Source organism: Lampropedia hyalina DSM 16112 (assembly GCF_900129055.1).
In the GTDB taxonomy this organism is placed as follows: Bacteria; Pseudomonadota; Gammaproteobacteria; order Burkholderiales; family Burkholderiaceae_C; genus Lampropedia; species Lampropedia hyalina.
The window spans coordinates 1-18,600 of sequence record NZ_FQUZ01000046.1; the positions used below are offsets into that span (position 1 = coordinate 1).

An 18,600-nucleotide genomic window follows, 5' to 3' on the forward strand; every position below is an offset into this window, starting at 1 on the left:
GTGATAGACCTGCCCACTCTTCCAAGAAGCTGCGCCGGTGTTGATGGGTATCCAGCCCAGGCTGCGTTGGCTGCCGGTGGATTTGCGCCAGTTCAGGCGGGTGCGTTTGAATTGACGACGGCGCGTGACGTACTCCTGTGCCACACATTGCAGCGTGTGGCTGTGCAAGCCCAGTTCTTTGTGCGCGCCGACCGTGTATGGATGAATATCGTAGGCTGACAGCCATTGGCCACGCTCACGAATGGAGCGACCGGAAAGCGCATTGATGAAATTCCAGACGAAATTGACCTGCCGTGCCATCTGCAAAAGCAGTGGTGCGTGCTTGTCTTTCACGCGGAGTTTCAGGGTTTTGACAACGGTCGGCATGGTGCTGACTTTAACAGAGAGGGCATATTTTCAAGGTGCTATACATGAACCAACATGGAGCCCGTTGGGTTCTGCACTATCCTTCCCCCGCCCTCAAGGGCGGCGTTTGCCCGGCAGGCCCATTTTTTCGCGCTGCCGCTGCACCCGGTCGGCCTTGCGCTGGTTCTCGCGTTCGATGGCCTTGCGCCGGGTGTAGCCGGATGCGTCTGCCCAGGTCCACCATGCGGCAGTCAGCGCAAACGGTATCACGATGATCCACCATGACCATTGGGCCACAGGGCCGATTTCAAGGAATTTCAGCAACAGCAGGATGAGGGCAAGGCCAAACAGGTACATGGAGACTCCTTTTGCGGGGCAGGGATGCCTAGGGAAGGTCTGCAAAACCCGTTGCGCCGCCCGCCACTGGGCGCATCGCCGCGTTGGCTTTTGCGGTCAATAGCCCCGCTATTGACCGCAAAAGCCGCCTTACGCTGCATCCCACTGGCGGGCGCGGGCTTACCGCAAGAGTTTTGCAGACCTTCCCTAGAATATATACCTTTGTTGTACCGTGCCTCGCGGGTTTCAGCCGTGCAGCAGCCGCTTCATGCGATCGATGGCTTCTTGCAGGTTCTCCGTCGAGTTGGCAATCGAGAAGCGCAGGTATTGCGATACGTCCTGGCTGCCGAAGTCCTTGCCGGGGGCCACGGCCACGCGGGCGCGTTCCAGCAGCGCAAAGGCGAACTCCCAGCTTCCCGGCACGCCGATGCGCCGGGCGGCTTCGGCACAGTTAGCCCAGACGTAGAACGCGCCGTCCGGCTCCACCGGCACGTCCAGCCCCAGCGCGCGCAGTTGCGGGATGAACAGGTCGCGCCGCGCCCGGAAGGCAGCGCGGCGGCGTTCGTATTCGGCCAGGCTGTCCGGCTCGAAGCAGGCCAGTGCGGCATGTTGCGCCACGGTGCTGGGGCAGATGAACAGGTTTTGCGCCAGTTTCTCGATGGGATTGACCAGCGCGGGCGGTACGACCAGCCAGCCCAGCCGCCAGCCGGTCATGCTGAAGTATTTGCTGAAGCTGTTGATGCTGATGATGTTTTCGTCCAGTGCCAGCGCGGTCTGGCCGTAGGCCGCATCGTAGGAGAGTCCGAGGTAGATTTCATCGACCAGGGTGATGCCGCCGTGCTGCTGCACCACGGCATGGATGTCGGACAGGGTTTGCGCGGCCAGCGACGTGCCGGTGGGGTTGGACGGGCTGGCCAGCAGCACGCCTCTGGTGTGCGCCTGCCAGTGGGCGCGCACCTGCTCGGCGGTGAGCTGGAAACGGCTGGCGGCATCGACGGGGATGCCGGTGGCAATGCCATCGGCGGCCTGCACGAACTGGCGGTTGCACGGGTAGCTGGGGTCGGGCAGCAGGATTTCGTCCCCGGCTTCTATCAGCGCAAGGCAAGCCAGTTGCAGCGCTGCGGACGCGCCTGCGGTGATGATGATGCGCTGCGGAGCGACCGATACGCCGAATCGCTGCGCATACCACTGGCTGATGCGCTCGCGCAGGGCATCCAGCCCGATGGCATGGGTGTACTGGGTGTGCCCGCCGGAGATGGCGCGGATGGCCGCTTCCTGCACCAGCGGCGGCGCGGTGAAGTCCGGCTCGCCGATGTTCAGGTGAATCATGGCCGGATGGTTGCCCTCGCGGGCCACCAGTTCGGCAGCAGCCTTGCCCACTTCCATGACGTAGAAGGGGGCGATCTGCTGGGCACGTTGGGCAATTTTCATGGGGGATGGGGACGCGCGCTGTGGCAGCGCGAATCAGGCAGGTGTCAGCGGGCAGTGCGGTCTGCTTCGATTTCCAGCGTGCGGTATTGCTGTGCCAGGGCGTGCAGCACGGCATTGACGTATTTGTGGCCGTCGGTGCCGCCGAAGGACTTGGCCAGTTCCACATACTCGTTCAATACCACGCGCCAGGGCACGTCGGGGGCGTGCTGGAATTCGTACACGCCCATCCACATGGCGGCGCGTTCGATCGGGGAGATTTCCGGCAGGGGGCGGTCGAGCAGCGGCACGATGGCGGCATCGAGTGCCGCTTCGGCGGCAATGCAGCCGTGCAGCAGGGCATCGTAATGGATGGCATCGGCCTTGTGAAAGCCGGTGAGGTCGCGCGTGAACGCATCGATGGATGTGGCTTCGTTGCGTCCGACGATGTGCTGGTACAGGGCTTGCAGCGCGAATTCGCGCGCACGGCTGCGCGGGTTGCGCTTCTTGCGTGCCGGGTTGCTGCGGGGCTGGCCGAGTGCGTCGGCATCGGCGGCAGCAGGGGTGGGGGTGTGCTCGGAGGTCATGAAAGTTGGGCGATGAGCTGGGCAGTTTCCACGGCGACACGGGCGGCATCCTGGCCTTTTTCGGTCTGGCGGGCAATGGCCTGCTCCAGGTTCTCGGTGGTCAGGATGGCGTTCGCAATCGGGATGTTGTAGTCCAGCGAGACGCGCGATACGCCTGCGCCGGATTCGTTGGCCACCAGCTCGAAGTGGTAGGTTTCGCCCCGGATGATGCAGCCCAGCGCGATCAGGGCATCGAACTCCTCGCGTTCGGCCAGGGTTTGCAGCACCACCGGCACTTCCAGCGCGCCTGCGACGGTGACGTGCAGAACCTGGTCGGCCTGTACACCCAGCGCGGCCAGCTCTTGCAGGCAGGCAGCGGCGAGGCTGTTGGTGATGGATTCGTTGAATCGCGCCTGCACGATGGCGATGCGCAGGTCACTGCCATCGGCGATGGCGGCATGGCCTTTTTCTGCTCCGATCATGGGGTGGCTCCTTGTGGCTGTGTGGGGGCGGGGTGGTGTCAGGATTTGGTGATGTAGCCGGTCACTTCCAACTGGAAGCCGGTCATGCTGGGCAGGCGGCGCGGCTGGCCCAGCAGGCGCATTTTCTGCACACCCAGGCTGCGCAGAATCTGTGCGCCAATGCCGTAGGAGCGCAGGTCCATGCGTCCGCGTGTCGGGGCATGGGCCGAGCGTGCCCGTCCGGCCAGTTGATCCAGCAACTGCTCGCCCGATTCACCGCAGTTGAGCAGCACGGCAATTCCCTGGCCATTCTTGTGCAGGTATTGCAGGCTTTCGTCCAGGCTCCAGGAGTGCATGTCGCGGTTCACTTCCAGCGCGTCCAGCACCGACAGCGGCTCGTGTACGCGCACCGGGATTTCGTCGTTTTCCTCCCAGCTTCCCTTGGTCAGGGCCAGGTGTACCGAGCGGGTGAGCTGGTCGTGATAGGCATGGGCCACGAAGTCGCCCCAGTGCGTTTGCAGGTTGCGCGTGGAAATGCGCTCCACCAGCGACTCGTTGGCATTGCGGTAGGCAATCAGGTCGGCAATCGTGCCGATTTTCAGGCCGTGCTCGGCGGCGAACAATTGCAGATCGGGCAGCCGCGCCATCGTGCCGTCGTCCTTCATGATCTCGCAGATCACGCTGGAGGGGGTCAGCCCTGCCAGCCGGGCGAAGTCACAGCCCGCTTCGGTGTGGCCAGCGCGCATCAGCACACCGCCATCGACGGCCTGCACCGGGAAGATGTGACCGGGCTGCACCAGATCGGTGGGCTTGGCATGGGGTGCCACCGCAGCCGCAATGGTGCGGGCGCGGTCGGCTGCGGAGATGCCGGTGGTCACGCCCTCGGCCGCTTCGATGGAGACGGTGAAGGCGGTGTCGAAGCGCGTGCCGTTGCGCCGTGTCATGGGCGGCAGGTTCAGGCGTTCGCAGTGTTCGCGTGTCAGGGTCAGGCAGACCAGACCGCGTGCGTACTTGGCCATGAAGTTGATGGCTTCGGCAGAGACATGATCGGAGGCCAGAACCAGGTCGCCTTCGTTCTCGCGGTCTTCCTCGTCCACGAGGATGACCATGCGGCCTGCGCGCAGGTCCTGCACGATGTCCTGCACGGAAGAAATGCCAACGGGCTGAATGGGGGTGTTCATGGTGATGTGCTCAGTGGAATGGGGGTGTAGGCCCGACACAGGCAAGCAATGGGGCTGGCTCTGCCACGCAGCCCCAATGGGCTGGCGCAGCAGCGCGTGCGGGCAGTGCGGACGCGAAGTGGCAAAGCTCTGTATTCTAGGCCGAATCGGCATTCCGGCAGGCGAGGCGTGGCATTGTTCATGCCGATGGCCCACATGCCCGCCACAGCCCGGATGCCGTCACACACCCTGTTCAAGAAAGGGGTGAAATTAGCAAATGCTATGTAAATTCAATTATTTGGATGATTTTTTGTGTGCCGCGACGTGCTATGATCCAGTCATTCTCTATGGGGAGTAGCCTGCCTTTGACCGGTGCGAATACGGCAAGGGCGTTCACATCAACAGATTCGGGCATGCCAAAAGTGCCCGTGGTGTGAACGACAGCAGTTTGGCGAGACCATGCAGACAAGAGGCGGGACAGCCAGCCCTCTTGCCTGCCTCGGTTGCGTCTGGCTGCTCTATACCTACACCACCATGTCCCCACTTTCCACCTTCTTCCTGGCATTGGCCATGTCCACCGATGCCTTTGCCGCTGCCGTCGGCAAGGGTGCCAGCATGTCGCGCCACCGCTGGAGCCTGGCCCTCAAGGCTGGGCTGATCTTCGGCTGCATTGAAGCCATGACCCCGCTGCTGGGCTGGTTGCTGGGCAAGGTGGCCGCCCCCTACGTCGATGCCTGGGATCACTGGATCGCCTTCCTGCTGCTGCTGGGGCTGGGCCTGCACATGGTCTGGCGCAGCCTGAAATCGTCAGGGCCGGACGAACCTGCCGAAGGCACCGAAACCGCAGGTCACGGCGCAACAGGCATGCGCACCTACCTGACGCTGGCCCTCACCGGCATGGCCACCAGCATCGACGCACTGGCCGTGGGCGTGGGGCTGGCCTTCATTGATGCAGACATCTTCTCTACCGCTGCTGCCATCGGTCTGGCCACGATGGTGATGGTGACCATTGGCATGATGCTGGGGCGCGTGCTGCGCGGCGTGGTCGGCACCCGCGCCGAACTGCTGGGCGGCGTGGTGCTGATCGTGGTGGGCTTCGGCATTCTGTCCACCCACATGGGATAAGGCAGCCTGGAACCAGTGTGCCGTGCTCTGTAGCCACGCAATGCCGAGCAGGGCGATGAGCTATTTGACATCCTCCCCGGCCTGAAGGCCATAGGTATCTACACATCTTTGGACGACCAGCCAACACCCCGTCATTCCGTGCTCGACCCATGGCTGTCCGGAACGTTTTGAGAGGGCTGCCAATGGTGCCATTGCACCCACCCTCGACACACAAACCTCCGTCATTCCGGCGCAGGCGGGAATCCAGTGACGACGCATCCCGTTGCAACAGCAGTATCTATGGCAACCGTTGCGCCACCTGGATTCCCGCCTGCGCGGGAATGACGGGAATGACCGACTTGTGTAGATACCCATGCCTGAAGACCCAGGCAGCATCACTGGGCCGTGTCCATGCCCAGATAGGGCCGCAGGTAACGCCCGGTGACGCTGGCCGGGTTGGCGGCCACCTGTTCAGGGGTGCCGGTGGCGACGACCTGGCCGCCGCCACTGCCGCCTTCAGGCCCCATGTCGATGACCCAGTCGGCGGTCTTGATGACATCGAGGTTGTGTTCGATGACGACGATGGTGTTGCCTGCGTCACGCAACTGTTGCAGCACTTTCACCAGCAGCGCGATGTCGGCAAAGTGCAGGCCGGTGGTGGGTTCGTCGAGGATGTAGAGGGTGCGGCCAGTGTCGCGCTTGGACAGCTCCAGGGCCAGCTTGACGCGCTGGGCCTCGCCGCCGGAGAGGGTGGTGGCGGGCTGGCCCAGGCGGATGTAGGACAGGCCCACGTCCATCAGGGTTTGCAGCTTGCGGGCGATGCCGGGCACGTCCTGAAAGAAGGCGAGGGCGGTTTCCACCGTCATGTCCAGAATCTGCGCGATGTTGCAGCCTTTCCATTGCACTTCCAGGGTTTCGCGGTTGTAGCGCAGGCCGTGGCAGATGTCGCAGGGCACATAGACATCGGGCAGGAAGTGCATTTCCACCTTGACCATGCCGTCGCCCTGGCAGGCTTCGCAACGGCCGCCGGAGACGTTGAAGGAGAAACGTCCCGGCCCGTAGCCGCGTTCGCGCGCGGTGGCGGTTTCGGCCAGCAGTTCGCGGATGGGGGTGAGCACGCCGGTGTAGGTGGCGGGGTTGCTGCGCGGGGTGCGGCCAATGGGGGCCTGATCGACGTTGATGACCTTGTCGAAGTATTCCATGCCGCTGATGGATTCGCAGGGCGCGGGTTCGGTCTGGGCGCGGTAGAGGCGTTGCGCCACGGCAGCGTAGAGGGTGTCGTTCACCAGCGTGGATTTGCCGGAGCCGGACACGCCGGTGACGCAGCTCAGCAGCCCGACGGGAAAATCCACCGACACTTGGCGCAGGTTGTTGCCGTGCGCCCTGTGCAGGCTCAGTTGCTGCAACAGGGGCGCGGCAGTGCTGGCTCTGGCGGGGGCGTCGGCCTCGGTGCTGGCAAAGACGGGGGCGGGCGGGCGAATGCTGCCGATGACGGCGGGAGCTTGTACCAGCCATGCGGTGCGTTGCGTGGGCACGTCGATGCGCAGGCGTCCACTGAGGTACTGGCCGGTGGGCGAGTGCGGATGCTGGCTGATCTGGGCGAAGTCGCCCTGTGCCACGACCTGTCCGCCATGTACGCCTGCGCCCGGCCCCATGTCGATGATCTGGTCGGCGGCGCGCATCATGTCTTCGTCGTGTTCCACCACGATGACGCTGTTGCCCAGGTCGCGCAGGCGTTGCAGGGTGGTGATGAGGCGGTCGTTGTCGCGCTGGTGCAGGCCGATGCTGGGTTCGTCGAGCACATACATCACGCCCGTCAGGCCGGAGCCGATCTGGCTGGCGAGGCGGATGCGCTGGGCTTCGCCACCGGAGAGGGTGTCGGCACTGCGCTCCAGGCTGAGGTAGTTCAGCCCCACGTCGTTGAGAAAACGCAGGCGGGTGGCAATTTCGCGCACGATCTTGGCGGCGATTTCGGCCTTCGCGCCTTGCAGTTGCAGGGTCTCGAACCAGTGCTGGGCATGGGCGAGGGTATCGCGGCCGATTTCGTGGATGGCGCGGCTTTGCGTGCCCTCACCCAGCCGTACATGCAGGCTTTCGCGGCGCAGGCGCGCGCCGTGGCAGGTGGTGCAGACGAGGGTGCTGCGGTACTTGGCGAGTTCGTCGCGCACCACGGTGGAGTCGGTTTCGCGCCAGCGGCGTTCGATGCTGCGCACGATGCCCTCGAACGGGTGCTTGCGTGTGACGGTCTTGCCTGCATTCGCGCCGCTTTCCACGGTATAGGCAAAGGCGATGGATTCCTCGCCGGAGCCGTACAGCAATATCTGCTGGATGCGGGCGGGCAGGGCGTCATACGCGGTTTCTTCTAGGTCGAAGCCGTAGTGCTGCGCCAGGCTTTGCAGGATGGCGAAGTGGTAGCTGCTGCGCCGGTCCCAGCCCTTGATGGCCCCGGCGGCCAGGCTGGAGCCGGGGAAGGTGACGATGCGTGCGGCATCGAAGATTTCGCGCACGCCCAGTCCGTCGCAGGCGGGGCAGGCTCCCAGTGGGGAGTTGAAGGAGAACAGGCGCGGCTCCAGTTCGGGCAGGCTGTAGTCGCAGTGCGGGCAGGCGAATTTCGCGCTGAAGTTGTGCTCGCGCCCGCCGTCCATTTCCAGTGCGATGATGCGGCCACTGGCGTTCGCGCCGCCAATGGCCAGCGCGGCCTCGAAGCTCTCGGCCAGCCGCTGGCGCATGTCGGCGCGGGTCTTGAGGCGATCGACCACCACATCGATGTCGTGCCGCTCGGTTTTCTTCAGCGCGGGCAGTTCCTCGTCGGTGACGATCTGCCCATTGACACGAAAGCGCACATAGCCGCGCGCCTGCATGGCGGTGAACAGTTCCTGGAATTCCCCTTTCTTGCCGCGAGCCACGGGTGCGAGAATCATCAGCCGCGTGCCTTCGGGCAGGGCCAGCACGCCATCGACCATCTGGCTGACGGTCTGCGCACTCAGCGGCACGCCGTGTTCGGGGCAGTAGGGTGTGCCGGCGCGGGCGTAGAGCAGGCGCAGGTAGTCGCTGATTTCGGTGACTGTGCCGACGGTGGAGCGTGGGTTGTGGCTGGTGGCCTTCTGCTCGATGCTGATGGCCGGGGACAGCCCTTCGATCAGATCGACATCGGGCTTGTCCAGCCGCCCCAGAAACTGGCGGGCGTAGGCGGAGATGCTTTCCACATAACGCCGCTGGCCTTCGGCATACAGGGTATCGAAGGCCAGGCTGGATTTGCCGGAGCCGGATACGCCGGTAATCACCACCATCTGGTGGCGCGGAATATCCAGATCGATGTTCTTCAGGTTATGGGTGCGCGCACCGCGTATGCGGATGAAGCCGGGCGAGGGCCGCTCGCCCAGGTAGGCCCCGTGGCTGGCCGCAGGTGCAACGGGGACAGGAGGGGAGGGCATCGTGGGAGGGGTGGGTGTTTCTGGGTGGGACACGGGTCAGCCTGCAAAAACCGCGATAATGTCGCGCGTTCGGAAAATCCGGGAAACCTGCCATCATAGCCCTGGATGCGGTTGGACACGGCATAGACCGTGCCTGCCGTCCGGCCAGACCGAATCCCCCCTTTCTTGTTCCTGCCCTCTGAACTTTCCGGTGTGACACAGACGACCATCCCCACCCCCGCGTACCGCATGACGAGTCAGGAGCGGCGCAGCAGTTTTTCGCTGGCATTCATTTTTGCCCTGCGCATGCTGGGGCTGTTTCTGGTGCTGCCGGTGTTCTCGCTGGCCGCTTCTGATTACGAAGGTGGCGACAATGCCGCGCTGGTGGGGCTGGCCCTGGGCGCGTATGGCCTGACCCAGGCGGTGCTGCAACTGCCGCTGGGGCTGGCATCCGACCGCTTCGGGCGCAAGCGTGTGATTGTGCTGGGGCTGCTGGTGTTCGCACTGGGCAGTGGCATGGCCGCGCTGGCCGATTCCGTCTGGATGCTGGTGCTGGGGCGGGCCGTGCAGGGGGCGGGGGCGGTGTCGGCGGCCGTGACGGCATTGCTGTCCGACCAGACCCGCGATGTGGTGCGCACCAAGGCCATGGCCCTGGTGGGCATCAGCATCGGGCTGGTGTTCGCGTTGGCCCTGGTGCTGGGGCCGCTGCTGGCGGGCTATGTGGGCTTGTCTGGACTGTTCTGGCTGACGGCCCTGCTGGCCTTGCTGGGTGTGGCGGTGGTGCTGTGGTGGGTTCCGGCCGAGCCAGTGCGCAGTCGCCAGGCCGTGCCGCGCGGCAGGCTGGTGGATGTATTGCGCACCCCCGATCTGCTGCGCCTGAACGTCGGGGTATTTTTGCTGCATACCGTGCAGATGGCCATGTGGAGTGCCGTGCCCGGCATGTTGCTGCTGGCCGGGCTGGCGCAGGATGCCCATTGGCAGGTGTACCTGCCTGCCGTGCTGCTGTCGGTGCTGTTCCTGGGGCCGCTGATGGCGATGGAACGCCGGGGACGTTTGCGGCTGGCCATGCTGCTGGGCATCGGCCTGATTCTGGTCGCGCAACTGGCCCTGGCCACCACTGCGGGGCTGACCGTGGCCGACGGCTGGAGCGCGCCCGTCTGGCTGCTGGGGCTGTGGCTGGTGGTGTTTTTCTGTGGCTTCAACGCGCTGGAAGCCCTGCAACCCAGTCAGGTCTCGCGCATGGCCACACAGGCAGTGCGCGGTGCGGCACTGGGGGCCTACAGCACCCTGCAATCGCTGGGGCTGTTTGCGGGCGGCCTGCTCGGTGGCCTGTTGATGCGCCATGCCGGGGCCGTGCAACTGTTTGCCGCCACCGCGCTGCTGGCCGCGCTGTGGCTGGCATTGAGCTGGCGGATGCAGCCGCGTTTGCGCGATGCCGCGTGAGGCGGTGTGCCGCGCCGCCCATGCTCTGCCGCCTGCCCGGAAAAGTTGCGGCACAATGCGGGCTGGCCCTGCATCCAGACACGTTCGACACGTTCTGATCACGGCTGCTGCAAGGCAGGCCAAGGGCACTCCATCTCTCCAATCCATCGAGGAACGCAACAGCTATGGCAGCATCCGTCAATAAAGTCATTCTCATCGGCAACCTGGGGCAAGACCCTGAAGTGCGCAGCTTCGCCAATGGCGGCCAGATTGCCAACCTGCGCATTGCCACCACCGAGCAGTGGAAAGACCGCCAGACCGGTGAGCGCAAGGAACACACCGAATGGCACAGCGTGGTACTGAATGACCGGCTGGCCGAGGTAGCGGGTCAGTATTTGCGCAAAGGCTCTGCCGTGTACATCGAAGGCAGCCTGCGCACCCGCAAGTGGCAGGATCAGAATGGCAATGATCGCTACTCCACCGAAATTCGTGGCCTGGGCCTGCAAATGCTGGGTGGCCGCCCCAGCGGCTCATCCGATGGCTATGGCGGTGCGCAGCAAGGGGGCGGCAACCCCTACGGCGACAGTGCCCCCGCGCCCCGCAATGCCGCGCCTGCGGCCCCTGCATACGGCAACAACGCACCGCCAGCCGCCAGCCGCCAGCCGCAGAACCCCGCCCCGCAGCAGTCCGCTCCAGCCGCATTCGACAGCTTTGAGGACGACGACATTCCGTTCTGATGGCCCGGCAGTTGTGCATCTGAACTGAAATGCCCCGCTGTCAGCATCTGTGGTGCTGGCAGCGGGGCATTTCCATTGGGGCAGGTATACACGGATTTCAATCGCCACCGCAGAGTTGATGGTATTTTTAAATCAATTGAGTTGTATTCTTATTTGTATTTTTGAAGGAGTAGAATGTTGCTGATTGTTTGAATGAGATTCAGACAATCCGTGAAAACCCCTGCCAGTGGCCATCGGGTTTTCGATTTCATGGTTTGAACAGAGGCTGAAGTTCATCATGGCAGCAACAATCGTGCGTTCGGGTGTGTGTTCCTCCATTCTTCCGCTGGTTGCCAGCGTGGCAGTGCTGGCGGCCTGGGTGCCATCGGCGCAGGCACAGGGTTTCGTGACCCTGTATGGTCGCGTGAATACCACCGTGGAGCACGGCAAGCTCAGTGGCGAATCGACCACCACGCAGATGCGCAACAATGGTTCGAACCTGGGCTTCATGGGGCAGGAAGACTTGGGCAATGGCCTGAAAGCCGGTTTCCTCTACGAAATGGACATCGACAGCACCACCGGCGCAGCCGATGATGGCTATGCCAGCCAGTCGGAACTGTGGCTGGGTGGCAACTGGGGCCGGGTGCGGTTGGGCAACTACGGTGGCCAGTCGTTCAAGACCATTGTGGAGGAGGTGAGCCTGCACAACGACAACGTAGGTTCATCGGCCGACTTCCTGTTTGCCGATGTGATGCCTGCCGACCACCACGTTTCCTACGTCACGCCGGAACTGGGCGGGCTGGTGCTGGAGCTGGGCTTCAGCAGCGAGGATGACCGTCTGCGCCAGGATGGCGTGAAGAAGAATGCCTACGAACTGGTGGCCAACTACGACATCGGCGACTGGTCGCTGGCCGGTTCCTACAGCGAATTCGGTCGGGCTGAGCAGTTCGCCGTGCGTGCCCTCTATACCCTGGGCGACTTCCAGTTGGGCGGCTACTATCAGCAGGACAAGAACGGCTGGCTGGACGATGCAGGCAAGCGCGACAGCTACCGGCTGGTGGGCATTTACACGCTGGGACATTCCGAATTTCACGTCAATGCCGGGTATGCCGATGAATACCGTAATCTGGCCGACAGCGATGCCATGCAATGGACGCTGGCCTGGAATTACCACCTGAGCAAGCGCACCAAGCTGTACGCGCTCTACACTGAACTGGACAACAGCCGCAATGCCACTTACGGCGCGGACGTGGGCGTGAGCCAGGGCGGGCAGGACTTCAAGGTGTTTGCCGTGGGCCTGCGCCATTACTTCTGACCCTTCACATGAGTGGCGGGCGGCAGCGGACCATGACCCACTGCCGTGCCCCATTGGCCAAGGAACCGTACTGTGCTGGCACCATTTCTCATCATGTTGCGCGAAGGGCTGGAAGCCGCGCTGATCGTGGGCATCATTGCCAGCTATCTGCGCCAGACCGGCCGCTCGGCATTTCTGCCAGCCGTCTGGGTGGGTGTGTTGCTGGCGGTGGCCCTGTCACTGTTTGCGGGCTCGGCGGTATTGCTGCTCGGGCAGGAGTTTCCGCAGAAAACCCAGGAGCTGTTCGAGGCCATCGTCGGGCTGGTGGCCGTGGCCGTGCTGTCGTGGATGGTGTTCTGGATGCGCGGTGCTGCGCGTTCCATGCGTGCGCAACTGCATGAATCGGTCGATGCCGCCTTTGCCGGTACCGGGCAGGGCGCGGCCTGGGCCTTGGTGGGCATGGCATTCTTTGCCGTGGCACGCGAGGGGCTGGAGTCGGTGTTCTTTCTGCTGGCCATCTTCCAGCAAAGCACCGGCATGGCCGTGCCACTGGGCGCGCTGGCGGGGCTGGGCGTGGCGGTGCTGCTGGGGCTGGGCATCTACTGGGGTGGGCTGCGTCTGAACCTGCAAAAGTTTTTCCGCTGGACGGGTCTGCTGATTCTGCTGGTGGCCGCCGGGCTGCTCTCGGGCGTGGTGCGCAATCTGCACGAGGCCGGGCTGTGGAACCTGTGGCAGGAGCGCGTCTATGACTGGAGCGGCATTCTGCCCAACGCCAGCGTGGCGGGCACGGTGCTCTCCGGGTTGCTGGGCTACCACGAATCGCCCACCTGGGGCGAACTGGCCGTCTGGCTGCTGTATCTGTTGCCCGCACTGGGGCTGTTTTTCTGGCCTGAAGCGTCGCGCCGCGCGCCTGCCGCACAGGAACATTCATGAGCCATTCGCCTGAATCCCGTACCCCTGCATCCGCACCTTTCCGGCGGTTGATCTATGCGGCCCTGGCCGTTGCCGCATTGCTGGTGCTGGCGGCTTTGCTGCTGTTTGCCTATGCCAGCCGCACCGCCACCGGGCCGCAGCGTGGCAACACGCACAAGGTGGTGGTGAACGACAGCCACTGTGAACCAGCGGACTTTCGCCTGCCCGCAGGGCTGACCACGTTTGAAATCCACAACGCCTCGCGCCGTCCGCTGGAATGGGAAATCCTGGATGGCGTGATGGTGGTGGCCGAGCGCGAGAACATTGCACCGGGTTTCCATTCGCTGCTGACCGTGAAGCTGCGCCCCGGCCAGTTCGCCATTACCTGCGGGCTGCTTTCCAATCCGCGCGGTTCGCTGGAAGTCGTGCCCACCGCCGATTCCGAAGCCGAGCGGCTGCGCCCGCCGCTGCAAGCCTTCATCGGCCCGCTGTCGGAAAACCGCGTCTTCCTCATCATGCAGGCCAACGCGCTGGTGCGTGAAGCCCAGGCCCTGGCCGATGCCGTCGCCGCCGGTGATCTGGCCACTGCCCGCACCCAGTGGCTGGCGGCACGGCTGCATTACAAGCGCGTCGAAGCCGTGGCCGGACGCTGGAGCGATTTGGAAAACCGCATCGACCCCCAGGCCGACTACCTGGCTGGGCGCGAGGATGATCCGGCTTTCACCGGTTTCCACCGGCTGGAGAAAGCCCTGTTCGGCAACGCTGACCTGAATGGCCTGCTGCCGCTGGCACAGCAACTGACGCAGGATGCCGAGCAACTCAAGGCACGGGTGCGCGAGAGCCAGCAGGCCCCGCACGATCTGGCCGACAGTGCCCTGTGGCAGGCCCAGCGGCTGCTGGAGTCGGCCATCGTGCAGGGCGAAAACCCCTACGCCCAAAGCGATCTGTACGATCTGCAAGCCAATCTGCACGGCATGGCGAAAAGCGTGCAGGTGCTCGATGCGCTGCTGCAAGGCGCGAACGCACCGCTGGCTGCCCAACTGCGCCAGCAACAGGCCGACTTGCAGGCCGCCGTGCTGGCCTTGCGCACCGGTGAAGATTTTCTGCCTTACCGCGACGTGAGTACCGCACAACGCGCCCAATTGCAGCGGCTGCTGGAAGCCTGGGCGGCATCGCTGGCGCAGGTCAATGCCGCGCTGGGGCTGGAGTGATGCAGTTGCCCCTTTTTGTTTTGAACCATTCGATATGACATTTCCCACCTTTGCCCCTGTGTTGCCCCCGGATTCGCCTGCCGATGCCGCGCCTGCCAGCCGCCGTCAGGTATTGCGGACACTGGGCTGGAGCGTGGCCGCGCTGGGCGCACCCTGGGGACTGACCGCCTGCACCACTGCGCCTGCATCCCATGCCGTGCAGGGTGGCAAGGCACGCGGCACCAACGTCACGAATGCGCCAGTGGCCAACACTGCCAGCATGCAGGACCGCGTGGCATTCTTTGGCCCGCACCAGGCGGGTGTGACCACACCGCGCCCAGCCCACGGCATGATTGCCAGCTTCGCGGTGCTGGCCGAAACCCCCGACGAACTCGAACGCCTGCTGCGTCGCCTTACGGAACGCTGCCAGTTCCTCACCCAGGGTGGCACACCACCCGAACTGCATCCGCAACTGCCGCCCGCTGGTTCTGGCATTCTCGGCCCCGTCATCCAGCCCGATGCCCTCACCATCACCGTTTCGCTGGGCAGTTCCCTGTTCGACGACCGCCCGTGGCTGGCTCCGCTCAAACCCCGGCGGCTCTCGCGCATGACGCGCTTTCCCAACGATGCCCTCGATGCCGCACTGTGCCACGGCGACCTGAGTCTGCAAATCTGCGCCAACACCCAGGACACCACCCTCCACGCCCTGCGCGACATCATCAAAAACCTCTCCGGCCAGCTCGTGCCGCGCTGGAAGCAGCAGGGCAATGTGCCCGTCATCCAGCCCCTGCCCGATGGCCGTGTGGAAAATGCCCGCAATTTTCTGGGCTTCCGCGATGGCTCCGCCAACCCCGATGCCAACGACGACGCACTGATGAACCGCGTCGTCTGGGTAGGGGCAGGGCGCGGCGAGCCGGACTGGGCACACGGCGGAAGCTATCAGGCCGTGCGCATCATCCGCAACTTCGTCGAACGCTGGGACCGCACCCCCTTGCGAGAACAGGAGCAGGTCTTTGGCCGCACCAAGATGAGCGGCGCGCCACTCGATCAGATTCATGCCAGCGAATTTGAAGTGCCCGACTACACCCGCGACCCCGATGGCGAGGCCACCCCGCACGATGCGCACATTCGGCTGGCAAACCCACGCACCCCCGAATCCGATGCCAATCTGATGCTGCGCCGCCCCTTCAACTACTCCAACGGCATTGTGAAAAACGGCCAGCTCGATCAGGGGCTGCTGTTCATCTGCTACCAGGCCGATCTGGAGCAGGGCTTCATTGCCGTGCAACGCCGCCTCGATGGCGAGCCGCTGGAGGAATACATCAAACCCATCGGCGGCGGCTACTTCTACACCCTGCCAGGCGTGCGCGATGCCAGCGATTACCTCGGCAGCAGCCTCGTGGCTGCGGCGCGCACCATTTTTTCATCCACCCCCAAAGGCTGAACAGCCAGGAGTTTTTCTACATGACATTCAAACGCCTTCTCACCGTGGCTGCGCTGATGGCCGGCACTGCCACCACCGCCCTGGCACAACAGGCCCAGGCCCTCGATCTGGTCGCCCCGATTGCCGAATACAAGATTTACGTCAGCGAAAACGTCGATCAACTCGTCAAGGACACCACCGCCTTCGTGCAGGCCGTCAAGGCTGGCGAAGTGGACAAGGCCAAGGCCCTGTACGCCCCCACCCGCGTCAGCTACGAACGCGTGGAGCCGATTGCCGAACTGTTCAGCGATCTGGATGTCTCCATCGACTCCCGCGCCGATGACTACGAAGGCGCAGAAAAAGACCCTGCTTTCCCCGGATTCCACCGCATCGAATACAGCCTCTGGGTCAAGAACAGTGCCGATGATGTCAAGCCCGTCGCCGACAAGCTGCTGGCCGACGTGAAGGAGCTGCAATCGCGCATCGACCAGCTCACTTTCCCGCCCGAAGTGGTGGTGGGTGGTGCCGCCGTGCTGATGGAAGAAGTGGCCGCAACGAAAATCTCCGGCGAGGAAAACCGCTACAGCAAGGTTGATCTGTGGGACTTCAAGGCCAACACCGATGGCTCCTACAAGATCGTCGAACTGGTGCGCCCGCTGATCGCGAAAAAGGAAGCCACATTCCTGGCCGAAGTGGACAAGAACTTCAAGACCGTCTATGACATCCTGAAAACCTACGAAGCGCAGGACGGCAAGGGCTACGTCTCCTACGAAAAACTCACCGACAAAGACCGCACCGTAATGGCCGCCGCCATCAACCAACTGGCCGAAGACCTCTCCACCCTGCGCGGCAAGCTGGGTCTGGATTGAGAATTTCCACTTGCCCCGTTTGCGTGATGGTGAGACTCACACACAGCGTCATGCCGGGCTTGACCCGGCATCCAGAAGTATTGCGCAACCTAATCCAGCAGGGGGTTGGAATACAAACGTTGCCACTGGATGCTGGGTCAAGCCCAGCATGACGGGGTAGTGTTTGTGCTTGGCAAAAACAGGTGTGTATCGGATGCTTTTGACATGGCACGATCACCCTGGCATCCAGAAGCGGGGGCATTCAGGGTTCAGTCAGACCGTGGCATGCCCCCTGGATTGCGGCTTTTGCCGCAATCACCCGCCGTCAGGCCGAGGTGGTCAGCTTGATGCCGATGATGCCCGCCACAATCAGCGCCACGCTGATGAGCCGGGCGGCATTCATCGGCTCCCCGAACAGCACAACGCTCAGTGCCACGGTGCCCACCACTCCCGCACCCACCCAGATGGCATAGGCCGAGCCAACCGGCAGCGACTTCATGGCCACACCCAGCAGCCCCAGGCTGATGACCATCGACAGCACCGTGCCCACGGTCGGCCAGAGCCGGGTGAACCCTTCGGTGTATTTCAGGCCAATCGCCCAGCCCACTTCAAACAGCCCCGCAATGGCAAGAATGATCCAAGCCATGAGTGTTCCTTCCAATCAAGGTCGAGGCCGTCCCCGCAAAGAGCTGGAGCGGTGGGGTCGTCCCCACTTCCTGTGAACTGGCGATTGTATCCAACCCTTTGATTGCTTGCCAGCAAGGCCGTGGGAACGTTCCATCAGGAATCAATGCGCTTTCGCCCAATCACGCCCAAATGCGTGAACCTGAAACCGGTTGAATATTTGAGGCCATAGCCCAGTGTGCGATCAAAACCAATATGTGCCAACCAGATAATGCCCGCTGTGATGGCCAGGGGAACTGATAGAAGAACGCCCGCTGTCAATATGACAAATGCCCCGATAAGGGAGTGCGCTATGTTGTACGAGATTGCACCTACCCTTGTGCCTGCAAGGTAACCGGCGAAGGACAAGTCCGGTACAAAAAAGAGCAAGGCAAAAGTACCCCAGCCGCTGCCAAATTTTGCATAAGCCAGCAGACTGACCGCGAGAATACACAGTCCTTCCAATTGAAGGAGGGTGCGAACACCACCTGAGACTGAATTGGTCATGAAGTTGATCCTTGGACTTTGGTCATTCCCGTGCAGGAACAGAACAGCTGATGGGGTACAGCCGGAGCGGCATTCTGACACGGGACAAGCCATGCCCTCCGGCTGGTGCAGTGGCCGAAAACCGCCGCGATGGTGCGACAGCATCAGGACTTTTGCCCGGAAATCATGGTTGCCGGGCAGATGCAGTTGACATCCTCCCCTGCCTTTAGGCAGGGGATTCCTCCAGCGAGACGGCAATGTCCTGCCGCGAGAATGTTGCGTGCTGCGTTCACGTCGCGCTCGTGTGCCGCCCCGCAGTCGCTGCACGTCCATTCCCTTATTCCAAGACCTGCGATACCTTTGGGCCTCTGCGGCGGCAGACTGCCGCACGCAGAACAGGTCTGGGTTGAATACGCTTCGTTCACTTCCTCAAAAACCACTCCGGCCTGATGGCACTTGTATTCCAAAGCGGTTTTCAACGACGACCAGCCCGCGTCCAACGTGGACTTGGCCATCCCGGTTTTGACCAGCTTCGCGCTGGCCACGTCGCCCACGAAGATGGCGGCGTTGTTCTTTACAAGCTCGGTCGTGAATTGGTGGATTTCGTCTTTTCGGCGGTTCGCAATCTTGGCGTGAATCGCCTTGACGCGCTGCTTTTTACGTGCCCGCTGCGCAATGGCAAGCTGCGGCTCCAGTTCCCGATACCAGCGGCCATGCAGCTTCTGGCCCGTGCTGGTGGTGGCGCAGTCTTTCAGCCCAAGGTCGATTCCTACGGATGCCGTGGCTTCTGTGGGTTTGGTTTCAATCTCCACGGCCACGTTGAAATACCAGCGACCGCGTGCATCCTCGTTGAA

17 protein-coding genes and 1 pseudogene are annotated in these 18,600 nt (G+C 63.2%); 8 read left to right on the plus strand and 10 right to left on the minus strand.

What is annotated here, in order from left to right:
- The 6 genes and pseudogenes from BUE21_RS13480 to ribBA all read right to left on the minus strand — a co-directional run.
- A pseudogene (locus BUE21_RS13480) lies at window positions 1-366 on the minus strand (RNA-guided endonuclease InsQ/TnpB family protein); the annotation flags it as partial.
- A gap of 93 nt (window positions 367-459) precedes the next feature.
- On the minus strand, window positions 460-702 hold the full coding sequence (locus BUE21_RS13485; protein ID WP_073357171.1) for a TIGR04438 family Trp-rich protein: 243 nt from the start codon (window positions 700-702) through the stop codon (window positions 460-462).
- Window positions 703-927: 225 nt separating this feature from the next.
- Entirely contained in the window at window positions 928-2,112 is a 1,185-nt protein-coding gene (locus BUE21_RS13490; RefSeq protein WP_073357172.1) for a pyridoxal phosphate-dependent aminotransferase, read from the minus strand.
- Window positions 2,113-2,156: 44 nt separating this feature from the next.
- On the minus strand, window positions 2,157-2,675 hold the full coding sequence (gene nusB / locus BUE21_RS13495) for a transcription antitermination factor NusB (protein WP_073357173.1): 519 nt from the start codon (window positions 2,673-2,675) through the stop codon (window positions 2,157-2,159).
- Window positions 2,672-3,136 (minus strand): 6,7-dimethyl-8-ribityllumazine synthase, encoded by a 465-nt coding sequence (ribH, locus tag BUE21_RS13500; protein ID WP_073357174.1) that lies wholly within the window; start codon window positions 3,134-3,136, stop codon window positions 2,672-2,674. Before ribH ends, nusB begins: the two co-directional genes overlap by 4 nt.
- 38 nt (window positions 3,137-3,174) lie before the next feature.
- Window positions 3,175-4,296 (minus strand): bifunctional 3,4-dihydroxy-2-butanone-4-phosphate synthase/GTP cyclohydrolase II, encoded by a 1,122-nt coding sequence (ribBA, locus tag BUE21_RS13505; protein WP_073357175.1) that lies wholly within the window; start codon window positions 4,294-4,296, stop codon window positions 3,175-3,177.
- Window positions 4,297-4,809: 513 nt separating this feature from the next.
- On the opposite strand from ribBA, the gene BUE21_RS13510 reads away from it, so the two are divergent.
- Window positions 4,810-5,400 carry a manganese efflux pump MntP gene (locus tag BUE21_RS13510; protein ID WP_073357176.1) on the plus strand — a complete coding sequence of 197 codons (591 nt, stop codon included), beginning with the start codon at window positions 4,810-4,812 and terminating at the stop codon, window positions 5,398-5,400.
- A 374-nt stretch (window positions 5,401-5,774) separates the two neighbouring features.
- Here the strand turns inward: BUE21_RS13510 and uvrA are convergent, their stop codons facing one another.
- Window positions 5,775-8,813 (minus strand): excinuclease ABC subunit UvrA, encoded by a 3,039-nt coding sequence (gene uvrA / locus BUE21_RS13515; protein WP_073357177.1) that lies wholly within the window; start codon window positions 8,811-8,813, stop codon window positions 5,775-5,777.
- A gap of 228 nt (window positions 8,814-9,041) precedes the next feature.
- On the opposite strand from uvrA, the gene BUE21_RS13520 reads away from it, so the two are divergent.
- The 7 genes from BUE21_RS13520 (at window position 9,042) to efeO (BUE21_RS13550) (ending at window position 16,618) form a co-directional block, all read left to right on the plus strand.
- Window positions 9,042-10,235: an MFS transporter gene (locus tag BUE21_RS13520; RefSeq protein WP_073357184.1), complete on the plus strand. Its 1,194-nt coding sequence runs from the start codon at window positions 9,042-9,044 to the stop codon at window positions 10,233-10,235.
- Window positions 10,236-10,399: 164 nt separating this feature from the next.
- Window positions 10,400-10,951, plus strand: coding sequence for a single-stranded DNA-binding protein (gene ssb / locus BUE21_RS13525; RefSeq protein WP_073357178.1), 552 nt, complete (start codon window positions 10,400-10,402; stop codon window positions 10,949-10,951).
- A gap of 277 nt (window positions 10,952-11,228) precedes the next feature.
- Entirely contained in the window at window positions 11,229-12,245 is a 1,017-nt protein-coding gene (locus BUE21_RS13530; RefSeq protein ID WP_073357185.1) for a porin, read from the plus strand.
- 72 nt (window positions 12,246-12,317) lie between these two features.
- Entirely contained in the window at window positions 12,318-13,157 is an 840-nt protein-coding gene (gene efeU, locus BUE21_RS13535) for an iron uptake transporter permease EfeU (protein WP_073357179.1), read from the plus strand.
- Window positions 13,154-14,347: an iron uptake system protein EfeO gene (gene efeO, locus BUE21_RS13540; protein ID WP_073357180.1), complete on the plus strand. Its 1,194-nt coding sequence runs from the start codon at window positions 13,154-13,156 to the stop codon at window positions 14,345-14,347. Before efeU ends, efeO (BUE21_RS13540) begins: the two co-directional genes overlap by 4 nt.
- 34 nt (window positions 14,348-14,381) lie before the next feature.
- Window positions 14,382-15,770 carry an iron uptake transporter deferrochelatase/peroxidase subunit gene (gene efeB / locus BUE21_RS13545; RefSeq protein ID WP_073357181.1) on the plus strand — a complete coding sequence of 463 codons (1,389 nt, stop codon included), beginning with the start codon at window positions 14,382-14,384 and terminating at the stop codon, window positions 15,768-15,770.
- A gap of 20 nt (window positions 15,771-15,790) precedes the next feature.
- Complete coding sequence (efeO, locus tag BUE21_RS13550) at window positions 15,791-16,618, plus strand: iron uptake system protein EfeO (protein ID WP_073357182.1); 828 nt, start codon at window positions 15,791-15,793, stop codon at window positions 16,616-16,618.
- Window positions 16,619-16,922: 304 nt separating this feature from the next.
- Here efeO (BUE21_RS13550) and sugE read toward each other — a convergent pair whose 3' ends face one another.
- From sugE to BUE21_RS13565, 3 genes are all read right to left on the minus strand, one after another.
- Entirely contained in the window at window positions 16,923-17,243 is a 321-nt protein-coding gene (sugE, locus tag BUE21_RS13555) for a quaternary ammonium compound efflux SMR transporter SugE (RefSeq protein WP_073357183.1), read from the minus strand.
- Between the two features lie 134 nt (window positions 17,244-17,377).
- A complete protein-coding gene (locus tag BUE21_RS13560; RefSeq protein ID WP_073357186.1) occupies window positions 17,378-17,767 on the minus strand; it encodes a DUF4260 domain-containing protein in 390 nt (129 codons plus the stop codon).
- 143 nt (window positions 17,768-17,910) lie between these two features.
- The coding region (locus BUE21_RS13565) for an RNA-guided endonuclease InsQ/TnpB family protein (protein ID WP_143164544.1) at window positions 17,911-18,600 on the minus strand (690 nt) is incomplete at its 5' end.